The sequence below is a fragment of the Bartonella sp. MU70NMGDW genome, from assembly GCF_042194085.1.
GTDB classification, from domain to species: domain Bacteria; phylum Pseudomonadota; class Alphaproteobacteria; order Rhizobiales; family Rhizobiaceae; genus Bartonella; species Bartonella grahamii.
Window position 1 is genome coordinate 1 of the sequence record NZ_JBHIMK010000059.1, and the last position, 11936, is coordinate 11936.

Annotated in this window: 10 protein-coding genes; 7 read left to right on the forward strand and 3 right to left on the reverse strand. The window is 36.4% G+C overall.

Features of this window, described 5'->3' with window-relative positions; genetic code table 11:
* Positions 1 to 2 precede the first annotated feature (2 nt).
* The 3 genes from ACFIKE_RS06420 to ACFIKE_RS06430 are packed head-to-tail and all read left to right on the forward strand — an operon-like array spanning position 3 to position 2505.
* Entirely contained in the window at positions 3 to 791 is a 789-nt protein-coding gene (locus ACFIKE_RS06420; protein WP_375648736.1) for a MetQ/NlpA family ABC transporter substrate-binding protein, read from the forward strand.
* A gap of 27 nt (positions 792 to 818) precedes the next feature.
* Positions 819 to 1853, forward strand: a complete 1035-nt coding sequence (locus ACFIKE_RS06425; protein ID WP_375626659.1) for a methionine ABC transporter ATP-binding protein — start codon at positions 819 to 821, stop codon at positions 1851 to 1853.
* Positions 1846 to 2505, forward strand: a complete 660-nt coding sequence (locus tag ACFIKE_RS06430; RefSeq protein WP_375626657.1) for a methionine ABC transporter permease — start codon at positions 1846 to 1848, stop codon at positions 2503 to 2505. The genes ACFIKE_RS06425 and ACFIKE_RS06430 overlap by 8 nt, the downstream gene beginning before the upstream one ends.
* 943 nt (positions 2506 to 3448) lie before the next feature.
* On the opposite strand, the gene ACFIKE_RS06435 is transcribed toward ACFIKE_RS06430, so the two are convergent.
* Positions 3449 to 3928, reverse strand: coding sequence for a MaoC family dehydratase (locus ACFIKE_RS06435; protein WP_273723586.1), 480 nt, complete (start codon positions 3926 to 3928; stop codon positions 3449 to 3451).
* 163 nt (positions 3929 to 4091) lie between these two features.
* On the opposite strand from ACFIKE_RS06435, the gene ACFIKE_RS06440 reads away from it, so the two are divergent.
* Positions 4092 to 5426, forward strand: coding sequence for an NAD(P)H-dependent oxidoreductase (locus ACFIKE_RS06440; RefSeq protein WP_375626655.1), 1335 nt, complete (start codon positions 4092 to 4094; stop codon positions 5424 to 5426).
* A gap of 798 nt (positions 5427 to 6224) precedes the next feature.
* Here ACFIKE_RS06440 and ACFIKE_RS06445 read toward each other — a convergent pair.
* Positions 6225 to 6581, reverse strand: coding sequence for a hypothetical protein (locus tag ACFIKE_RS06445; RefSeq protein WP_375627322.1), 357 nt, complete (start codon positions 6579 to 6581; stop codon positions 6225 to 6227).
* Positions 6582 to 8723: 2142 nt separating this feature from the next.
* On the opposite strand from ACFIKE_RS06445, the gene ACFIKE_RS06450 reads away from it, so the two are divergent.
* The 3 genes from ACFIKE_RS06450 to ACFIKE_RS06460 are packed head-to-tail and all read left to right on the forward strand — an operon-like array spanning position 8724 to position 11493.
* Positions 8724 to 9467, forward strand: a complete 744-nt coding sequence (locus ACFIKE_RS06450) for a creatininase family protein (protein ID WP_375626651.1) — start codon at positions 8724 to 8726, stop codon at positions 9465 to 9467.
* A 21-nt stretch (positions 9468 to 9488) separates the two neighbouring features.
* Positions 9489 to 10511 (forward strand): CobW family GTP-binding protein, encoded by a 1023-nt coding sequence (locus ACFIKE_RS06455; protein WP_375648739.1) that lies wholly within the window; start codon positions 9489 to 9491, stop codon positions 10509 to 10511.
* 10 nt (positions 10512 to 10521) lie between these two features.
* On the forward strand, positions 10522 to 11493 hold the full coding sequence (locus ACFIKE_RS06460; RefSeq protein ID WP_375648741.1) for a WD40 repeat domain-containing protein: 972 nt from the start codon (positions 10522 to 10524) through the stop codon (positions 11491 to 11493).
* Between the two features lie 160 nt (positions 11494 to 11653).
* Here ACFIKE_RS06460 and ACFIKE_RS06465 read toward each other — a convergent pair.
* Positions 11654 to 11936 (reverse strand): autotransporter outer membrane beta-barrel domain-containing protein (locus ACFIKE_RS06465; protein ID WP_375648743.1); only part of this gene is annotated, 283 nt, incomplete at its 5' end.

Here is an 11936-nt window from a genome sequence, read left to right on the forward strand (position 1 = left end):
AGATTATAGGATTATTCCTCTCTCTCTTTGCACTTTTTTTATCTACTGCTTGCGTCATGGCTACAGACAAATCAAAAATCAAACTTGGTATTATGGAAGGGCGGGATGCGATTATTTGGAAAACTGCTGCTGAGCAGGCTAAAAAATCCGGTTTAGATATTGAACTCGTTTATTTTTCTGATTACGCTTTGCCTAATGACGCTGTTAACGCAGGAGAGATCGATGCGAATGCTTTTCAGCACGCCCCTTATCTTAATGAACAAATGAAACAACGTGGCTATAAACTTTCAATTGTTGGCTATACTTTTATTGCTCCAATTGGTGTTTATTCGCACAAAATCAAAGACTTAAAAGATCTACGTGATGGTGCACATGTTGGTATTCCGAACGACCCGTCTAATGGTGGAAGAGCCTTACTTCTTCTCAATTCTTTAGGTCTCATTAAGTTAAAAGATCCTCATAATATTCTTGCATCTCCACTTGATATTATCGAAAATCCTAAAAACCTGCAAATTCGTGAGCTCGATGCTGGTATGTTAGGGCGAGCTATTGACGATTTTGATCTTGCAATTATAAACACAAACTGGGCTATTGTTTCCGGATTAAACTTCGAAAAAGATGTCGTCGCATGGGAGAGTGCAAAAAATAATCCTTATGATAATATCATCGTTGTACGCACGAGCGAAAAAGATGAGCCATGGGTTAAAAAATTAGTTGCCGCTTACAACAACGATCTCATCCGTGCAAAAATAAAAGAGATTTTTGGCAAAACCGCCCAAACTTCTTGGTAATTGTGCCAAATATCCGAGTAATTGTGAATGGAAAAACCTACTCTTATCTCCTTAAAAAACATCAGCCGTTGTTTTAACAAAACGGCTGGTGTTCCGGTAATTAATAATCTCTCTTTAAATATCCATGCTGGTGAAATCCTTGGGGTTATTGGGCGCAGTGGAGCAGGAAAATCAACACTTATCCGCTGTTTAAATGGGTTAGAGAAGATTGATGCAGGGTCCATTTTTTTTGAAGGTGTTGATATTTCAAATCTATCAGAGATAGAGTGGGCGCCTTACCGTCAACGAATTGGGATGATTTTTCAACATTTCAACCTTCTCTCATCGCAAAATATTCTTGATAACATTGCATTGCCGCTTAAATTAAGTGGTGTAAGTAAAAAACAACGCCACAAACGTGCCCTTGAACTGATTGAATTGGTTGGGTTATATGGAAAGGAATATTGTTATCCGGCACAATTGTCAGGGGGACAAAAACAACGCGTTGGCATTGCTCGTGCGCTCGCTGCTAATCCTAAAATATTGTTATCAGATGAAGCCACCTCTGCTCTTGACCCTGAAACAACACAATCTATTCTAGAGCTCCTTGCTGATATTAATAAACACCTCAATCTCACGATTGTGCTCATCACCCATGAAATGGAAGTTGTGCGCACCATAGCGCATCGCGTTGTTGTTCTTAATCAGGGGAACATCGTAGAAGAAGGACGTGTGAAAGACATCTTTACATCACCGCAAGACGATACAACCATAGCCATGCTCAAGCTTGTCACCCCGCAACTTCCTGAAAAATTTGCGAAAAATCTCAAACCAATCGGGCGAGAAGCTGTCATTGAAATCAATATTGCCGGCGAAATCGCCCAACAACCTTTTCTTCATCTTCTAGAAAATGAGAGTGGTTTAAGAGCACGTATTCTCCATGGTGGCATTGATACAGTCCAAGGCGAAACCATCGGGCGCCTCTTCCTTGCTCTTCCTGCTCAAGATAAAGAAGCTTTAAAAAAAGCCGTTCAATGGTTAACAGAAAAAGGACGATATTGCGAGGTGTTAGGTTATGTTTAATGTTTTGTCTCATGAACTTCCCCAAGCTGTTATTGATACAATATTGATGACACTTAGTGCTTCTTTTATGGCATTTATTATAGGACTTCCCCTTGGTCTTCTTCTTCACACAACAGCACGTGGGGGGATTTTTTCCTCATCTCTCATCAATCGCCCTTTAAGCATCATCATTGACAGTATTCGTGCCATTCCCTTTATTATTCTTGCATTTTATCTTCTTCCCGTTACGCGTATCGTTGTAGGAAGAGGGATAGGAATGCCTGCTGTAATTTTTATACTGACCATTTCAGCTATCCCTTTTTATGCACGCATGGCGGAACTCTCTTTTAAAACCGTTGAAAACGGTCTCATTGAAGCGATCCGCTCTATGGGCGCAAGCCGTCTTCAAATTATCAGACATGTTCTTATTCCTGAAGCTCTCCCTAGCCTGATTACAGGTTTTACAGTCATGGTCATTTCTCTCATAGGAGCCACCTCACTTGCTGGATATCTTGGTGGAGGCGGTTTAGGGGATATGGCAATCCGCTATGGCTATCAACGCTATAATACCTTCATCATGACCATTGTCATCATTCTTTTGATCATGCTCAATATTATAACCCAATGGACTTCTGATAAAATCGTACAAAAACTTGATAAAACAAAACATTAAAAGACTTAGAATTTCACATACCAGTACCATCATCCTCTTTGCCACTTTCCAAGTGCAACAACCCTTGCCTATCGAAAACGCTCATAAGAGATTAGAAACTTTTTTCTTAAACAGTTTTTATCTCTCCCCATCCGTTTGTAACATGAAAGAAAATAGTTTTAACGGATTGAACATAAAAGGGAATAAAATGAGAGATCTCACAGTATGTGAGACTCTCTCTTAACATAAAAATGATAAATTATCATGTCAAATTAAGACATTGGTCACGACCTTTCCCAACCTTAGATAACATATTGAATTTATAGTGATAATATGACGTTATTCATATTGAATGAGAATTCTGAATACCGTAAGATTCTCTCATTCAAAATTTGTTCCATATCGAATCAATCAAAACCTCTCGCTTGCATGTTACAAGCGGGAAGAGCCGTGTGAGTAAAAACTATACAAGAAAGGAAGGCGTGCCTCTTATGAATTATCTCAAGCACCAAGACCTGTCTTAACATTGGGTGCTAGCATATAATATGATAGTACCGGTTTTCTTCTTCACAAGCATAAAGATATAGGGATGCTCAATGGCTTTACCGTTATACTATTCACAGGCGCCATTGCGAAATGGGTGTGACGAGCGTTGAGAGATGTTTCTTTAAAATAAGCCCGTGAATTAGCAACGCAAGTATATTCCATTTGAAACATTCTGTTTTATGTGAGAGCTGTGATACCATTAAAGAATGCTATAAACAAAAGCGTGAAGCAATGCACTATCTTCACTAGGAAACTCCTCTTCAAAACGATCTAGGAAAGATAGCAATCTACTATGGCTATCAACGCTATGATAGCTCCAGGATATCTATCACCCTATAGATTATTCTCAATATTATCATTGAAGAAACTTCTAATAGAATTGTACAAAAATTTTATAAAATAAAGTACTCAAACTAATCTAGATATTGGAAGATTTTTCCCCCATCACTGCCACAATAAGCCATTGAGCCGTAAGAGCTGGTTTTTTTAACTGTTCAATTTCTACCGTAACCCCATAATGGAAAACCACTCGACCAGAAGGGCGAATTTCTGCATCATCTAACACAAAACGCGCACGTACCCGTACCCCTGTTTTCACAGGACTCATGAAGCGTACTTTATCGAAACCATAATTAATCCCCATTGTGCTTCCCTCCAACTCTGGAAGAGCCTCATAAGCGAGCGTAGATAAAAGCGATAATGTTAAAAACCCATGAGCAATTGTGCCTCCAAAAGGTGTCTTTTTAGCCTTTTCCTCATCAACGTGTATCCATTGATGATCATCTGTAGCGCATGCAAACTGATTAATCATATCCTGTGTAACAAGACGCCACCCCGATAATCCCACTTCTTTCCCAATAAAACTGGTAACATCTTGTATTGCTATTTTTTGCTGCATAACGCTATTCCTATTTTACTTGATAAAAACAACCACCCCTCTTGCTTTTATAAAATCCATTGATTAGAGCATCAAGAATAAAAGATTAATTGTCTTAAAAACAAATGCACCTTATGAATGAGAAAAATTCTTTAGCAGAATAGTTTTCAAATGGGAAAAAAGAATGGCAAGCAATGTGAACCTAACAGGTTTAGCGCATGATTTAAAACAACGTGCAGAAAAGCATCCCCCCATCCGTATTGGACTGATTGGTTGTGGTGAAATGGGCACAGATTTATTATCAAGTATCGCGCATATGGATGGTATAACAGTCGCTGCAGTAGCCACTAGGACGCCGTCACGTATTTTTGATGCCGCTACAATAGCCTATGGCGAGGATGGACATGCCTGTGAAGTTGAAAATACTTATGCTCTCACGCAAAGCATTGAAAAAAATTTGATTGCAGCAACAGATGATATTAACCTTGTTTTACGTCATGAACAAATTGATATTATCGTTGATGCAACAGGCTATCCCGAAGCAGGAGCAGAAATTGGTATCAAAGCGCTTGAAAATAACAAACATCTTGTCATGATGAATGTTGAAGCAGATGTTACAATTGGCGCTTATCTCAAACATGAAGCAGAGAAACGAGGGCTCATTTATACACTTGGTGCCGGAGATGAACCAACTTCTTGTATGGAACTCATAGAATTTGTTTCAGCCCTTGGACATAAGGTTGTTGCAGCAGGTAAAGGAAAAAATAATCCTCTGCGCTTTGATGCTACACCTGATGCTTACGAAGAAGAAGCATTCCGGCGTAATATGAATGTGCGCATGTTGGTTGAATTTATTGATGGTTCCAAAACGATGGTTGAAATGGCAGCAATTGCCAATGCCACTGGACTTCTCCCCGATTGCCCAGGAATGCATGGACCACAAGCGGCGCTGCAAGATCTAAACAAAGTGCTTATCCCAAAACAAGATGGAGGCATTTTGCAGCGATATGGTATTGTAGATTATTCAACAGGCCAAGGTGTTTCTCCAGGTGTCTTTGTCATTGCAGAAATAGCGCACCCACGTTTACGCGAACGTATGGAAGATTTAAAAATTGGTCAGGGGCCTTATTTCACCTTTCACCGTCCCTATCATTTAACAGCAATGGAAGTTCCCCTCACCTGCGCACGCGTTATGCTTTATGGCAAAAAAGATATGGCTCCTTTTAGCCATCCCGTAGTAGAAGTCTGTGCTGTTGCTAAAAAAGATTTATATCCAGGTGATCAGCTAGACTTTATCGGTCTTTATACTTATCGCGCTTGGATAATGAACATCGCAGAAGCACGCGCTCACCACGCCATTCCTTGTGGTCTTTTAGAAAAAGCAACAGTAACAGCTGAAATTAAAAAAAACGAACTCATTACACTACATAATACTGCTATTCGTGAAGATCAATGGATTGCACGTCTTCGTGCTAAACAAGACCTTTTACTTCATTGCCCTTCTTCCGCTAAGCTATAAACACTCCTTAATTACCTCACTTAACAGTATCTTTGCCTCACACAACAGAACAACCCAGAATGCACTTGTATCGCAAACACAAGTGTTTGTGTTTTAATAAAGGCATTTTTTAACGATGCATATCACCACTTCCCTCTCACAATATGGCGCGTAAATGCTACAATATAAACCACCCCATGATATGGCATAAGATTCATTGTGTATCACTATCTTTACTCTATAAAAATACAAACCAGCATCATCATTTATTTGGTCAATATTACGACAGCCCTTGAACCTTAGAGATGATTCATAAGAAGAATTTTTACTCTTTTTTTAATAATTTTATCCATACACGAACGCAACTTGTGATACGTAAAAAATACTTTTGATGGATTTAACATAAACAAATTTGAAATAATAATTTATCATTTTTCTTATTGCATAAGAGCTATGAATACAGGGATCTTTTTATTTTGTTCTCTTATAAAAAATAAAAAAATTTAAAAAGGATAAAATATGCCTTTGATGAATAATCTTCATATGAGAGAAGATAGACAATATTAAAAAGCTGATAAAGATAATGAGTATACTAACCTTATTACTAGAGAATAAACATAAACTGTAAGAAATCAGGTTACTCTATTTTGTAAAAAAACATAAATGTAGGATCTTGAACTTTAATAATGTTAATAAAACTATATTTAGTATTAAGAATAGTAATTTTTTATCCAATACAGTATAAATAATTTCAAATATTTATTTTTCAAAATCATGAGGCGAACAAAAAGATCATAGACTTTGTCGATGATCTTTTTACTAAAGTGTAGTGAATATTCCCCAAAGAGATATAACAGCACCTAATACATCCCCAACACATAAAGAAGCAAGAAGTGATAAAATACCTATTCCCCCCCAACAGGCTGCACCTGAAAAGGCAGCAGTTTTTTCAGCTTTCCCCAAAGCAATGCCATCTTGTTCCTCAACGCCTTGAATAACAGCTCTATCCACAGCTTTAATAGCTACATCTTTTTCTAGTGTAGAAATAGTAACTGCCATTCTCTCTTGAAATTGATTTTTTACAAAACTTGCATTTCCCTCTATAGTTTGTACAAAAAAGAGAATAAATAGTGTAAAAGTAAATGAACATACACGATTTTTAAATATTTTAAACATAGCTTTCTTTGCTCCTCTTTTCTTCACTGAAAAAATGAAAGAATATTCACATATATAAAAACCAAAAATTATATGTAATTATATTATATAACACATTGTGTATTACATGTAAAGACATAAAACAGCAAATGATAAAAATAATTTATTCATTTTACAATATAATAACTAATATCTTAACAGTAAGATATTGTCATTGTTATTTATCTACTTCAAAATAATAAAAATTTGTCAAATTGCTTATTATAATAAAGATTAAAAAAATAAATTCATTTGAAAATTTATATAATAGAACTTTTATAAATAATTTAAAATGTAATTAAATTTTAAAGAAATATAAAATTAAAAACCGTTATTATAATGATAATTATCATCTATTATTTTAAATAAATATACAAATGAAATAGTAATTAATGGATTTTTATTATATCGATCATCAATAAACTTGAAAATAAAATTGATAGCGAATAAAAAACTCTATATAAAACAAATATATCATAATAAATAAACATTAAAATATTGTATTATTTTTCTATAAAAAATTTATAAAATGTAAAAAGAAATTAAGATCTCTATTTTCAAATAGAAAAGACGTTAATAAAATAATTCTCAACTTTTACTGATATATAAAGAAAAATAGCGCATAGCATCTTCAAAAGGTAATTCAGCCCCTTTATCTCATACAGCATAAAAACTCAAAATATTGACATTCAAACCTAACAAAACAAACGCATAAAATAAGTAAATCTATCAGATTTACAAAAACATTATAAGCAACAATAGAGCACCAACAAACTACCTAAAATTAAATAAAAAGAGAGTTATAAAAAATGAGATGATCCCCCAAAATACTGAAAAACAATTTTCTTTCTTAATTTTCATAAATTTTATTCCATATTTTGCTTCAATATTGTAGAGCACAGCCTTATTTATATTTACTCTGTATTAATAAAAAAATTCTCTTTGAAATAAATTTTTGGCAATATTCACATAACTGTCTGCAATTTGTACAAAATAAATAATTGATCAAATGCTTGAAAGAAAAATGATATTAAATGATAAATTTACCAACCGATCATTTTAATAGCAGAATACTCATCTATAATAATAATTTATTGTTTTGCATGTTGAATGAGAGAGCTGACTATTATAGGATTCTCTTAATTTTAACGCTGTTTATATTGAATTAATCAATATTCTTCGCTTTCAAAGCACAAAAGAAAACGATGTGTGTGTGTAAACACACTTGAAGAAAGGAAAATATCACTTATGAGATATTTTAAATATCAAGCGCGGTTAACACAGTATTGAAAACTGGAAAAGTGAATGGTGGAGCCCCTTTTTAATTTAAAAATGTAAAGATAGTGAAGTGCAATAGATTTTATATTATGAGGATTTACCATTATACCATTCACGAACAGTATCACAAAATAGGCTTGGATACCTTGAGAAAGGTTTCTTTAAAACAAGCGTATCAATGTGCAACACAATAGCGTTCTGTTTATCATGTATCCAACGGTATTTCTTCTTGAATCATCTTATAAACTCATCGAGCTCTCTGAGATTCAAGTTCATCTTACGTGAATTTTTCCCTTTATATTCATTTTTTCTCATGAACACTAAAGTCTGTTAAGACACTATCCAAAGTAAAATCAATCAAAAAAATTTCTATTCTTTTGTACTATACAGATACTTGAATTAAGAATTTAGAACTCCTGATTGCAACCAAAGTCTGTACTATTGCAAAAATAGAAATAGTTTTGTTATCCTCGCTCCATAGTAAAAAGAAGAATATGCAACTTACAGAAAAAATTGCGCTTTCAATAAACAATGAAAAAATTATTTTTCATTACATGATGTGAAGTATTTAACCTGTATGAATATTTACTTATTAAAAATGAGAATATGCATCAGAAAATCTTACCAAAGATAGCTATCTTTAGAAAGCTCGCCTCATATTACAAAAAATTTGAGTTGGCTTTGCTCAATAAAATCTTCACTATTGTTTGACAAAGCTCTCATTTTTATAGCATCCATATGTGATGTAAAAAGACGCCTATTTGCGTTTCTCTTATAGATAGATTAAATAGTGACAGCACTTTTGATCATTTTTTCTGTGTTAACTTCTCTTTTGGGCAATAATTTATGGTATCTGACACGCCTTTTCTCGCTCTTTTACCTTTGGGCGCACACGAATATCACGGAGAGCACCTTCCCTTCGAAACCGACTGGATCATTGCTGAAGCTTTTGCAAAAGCCCTCACTTTACAAACAAAAGAGCAATTTCATATAGCACTTTTACCGGTTGAAAAGATTGGCTATTCTATAGAACATATGGATGTTACAGGCACACAAACCCTTACCTTTTCTGATGCTATTGAGCGATGGATAAGCATTGGTGAAAACTGCTATCGCAAAGGAATAAAGCGTTTTCTTCTTCTCAATGCCCATGGAGGCAACTCACCCTTAATGAGCATTGTTATCACCGAATTACGGAGGCGTTTTTCAATGCTTGCGGTAGCAACAAGTTGGAGTCGTTTTGGCCTACCGCAAGGTTTAATGGCACCGTCTCAACAGCATCTTGATATCCATGGAGGATTTATCGAAACCTCTCTCATGCTCTATTTAGCACCCGAAAAAGTGCATATGGAGAAAGCAGAAAATTTTTATAATAAGCAAGCTGATATGATTGCCAACTATCAGTATTTACGCGCTTATGGTCCTCATGCCTTTGGGTGGACAATGCGAGATCTAAATACGCAAGGTGCAGCAGGAAACGCAAGCAAAGCAACACCGCAAGCCGGTGAAGCAATTTTCTCTCATGTTCTTTGTGGGCTTCGTGGTTTACTTGATGATATCAATCGATTTAAAATAAATACATGGCAATAAAGAACAATAAAAGGTCTCTCCATGGAAACAACACACCCCAAAAAACTTCCCGTTACGGTTCTCACAGGCTATCTTGGTGCAGGAAAAACTACCCTTCTCAACCGCATTCTCAGTGAAAATCATGGCAAACGTTATGCCGTCATTGTCAATGAATTTGGTGAAATTGGTATTGATAATGACCTGATCATTGAATCAGATGAAGAAATTTATGAAATGAATAATGGCTGTGTTTGCTGCACTGTGCGTGGTGATCTTATTCGCATTCTGGAAAGTCTGATGCAACGTTCTCATCGATTTGATGCGATCATTATAGAAACGACAGGACTTGCAGATCCCGTTCCCGTAGCACAGACCTTTTTCATGGATGATACGGTCCATGAAAAAACAGCTCTCGACAGTGTTATCGCGGTCGTTGATGCAAAGCATTTGCCCTCTCAACTGAAAAAAAGTCGTGAAGTTGAAGAACAAATTGCTTTCTCTGATATTGTTCTCTTAAATAAAATTGATCTTGTCAGCGAAGAAGAACGTGCACACGCGCAATCGCTCATTCTTGCAATTAATCCCAGAGCCATAATTTACGCAACAGAGCGCGCTAACATCCCTCTTGATAAACTCCTCGATCGAGGTTCCTTTGATCTCCAACGCACTTTAGATAATGATCCCCATTTTCTTGACCATCAGCACGCAAACCATGTCTGTGGTCCCGATTGTAATCATGATCATGTACATCACCACAAATCCACCATTCATGATATTACAATAACCTCTGTAAGTTTAAAAACAGGTGCCCTTCAACCAGAAAAATTTTTCCCATGGATTCAACAGATCACGCAACAACAAGGTCCTGATATTTTGCGTTTAAAAGGCATTATCGCATTTCAAGGAGACGATGATCGTTATGTCATTCAAGGCATACACATGATCCTTGAAGGACAGCACCAACGTCCATGGGGTGAAGATGAAAAACGTGAAAGTCGACTTGTTTTTATTGGCCGTACCCTTGATGCCGAAAAACTAAAAACCGGTTTTGAAAATTGTGCATAAGCGAGTAAAAATGCCAAGCATTACCAATTACAATTTACAAAATTATTGTCTTTCCTGCGGTTTTATTGATAATAAACCAGCTTTTGTCTCGGTCGAAGGTTTCATTGTTTTTTTAAACCCAATCCCACAAAACATTGAAGTTCACCAAGGAATAATTTCTAGCCATTTTTCCCATGATAACACAGCTATCATTACAGGTGGAGAAGACGGAAAGGTCTGTCAAACAACAGTAGATGGTCATACAAAAGTACTGGGCAAACAGGAAGGCAAATGGATAAGCAATGTTGCATTTGGACCACGGAAAGTTTTTGCTTTTTCCTCCTCACGTTTCGCATTTGTGCATGTTGGAAAAGAAAGACAAGAGCTCACACATGAACGCAGTGTAGAAGGCCTCGCTTTTGCCCCAAAAGGTTTACGACTTGCCGTTGCCCATTACAATGGAGTTACTCTTCATTGGTTATCAACGCAAACATCTCCCACCACATTGGTCTGGAAAGGAGCACACTTTGGTGTCACCTTCTCACCAGACAACCGCTATGTCATTTCTACCATGCAAGAAAACGCCCTCCATGGCTGGCGTCTCACTGATAATCAGCATCTCCGCATGAGTGGCTACCCAAGCAAAGTCAAAAGCTGGTCTTGGAGTGCGAAGGGAAAATGGTTAGCAACATCCGGTGCATCAGCAGCCATTGTCTGGCCCTTTCATACAAAAGATGGCCCCATGGGAAAAACACCATTAGAACTGGGCACACGAGCAAATGCACTTGTCAGCACCGTTGCATGCCATCCAAGCAAAGAAATTGCAGCAATAGGCTTCAATGATGGAATGATTTTGTGTGCACATTTTCACGATGGAAAAGAAGTTCTTCTAAAAGGCTATGGAAAAAGCGCCATTTCAGCGCTCAACTGGGATCAGACAGGGCACAACCTTGCCTTTGGTAGCGAAAATGGTGAGTGTGGTATTATCAACATCTCTGTTTAAGAAAACAACAACAACCATCACAGCTAAGATAGCCGCACAATCCTCCAGAAGCAATTGCGCATAAAACCCATCTTCCTCTCTAAAAAATAAGAGAAGATTTTAATAAAGTAAAAGGCAGCATTTTCTACTGCCTTTTTATAAAAGGACATACCATACTCTGTCAAAAAAGATGGCGCAAACCAGCTGAGAAACTCGCTCCAGAAAAACCAACTTTCTTAAATTTATGCTGATAAGTTATATCTCCATAAAGAGAAAGTTTTGAAGAAAGACGCGCATTAAAACCAAGCCCCGCTTCTAAAGAAGAACCAAAATCACCTAACTGGAAATCATTTTTAAAAGAAACAAATTGCTTATCTTCAAAACTACGCAAATAAGAAAGCTTACTATAAAAAGAAACGGCACGTCCCTTTTCAGAAACATTAAGTGTCTTGCTTAAACGCCCA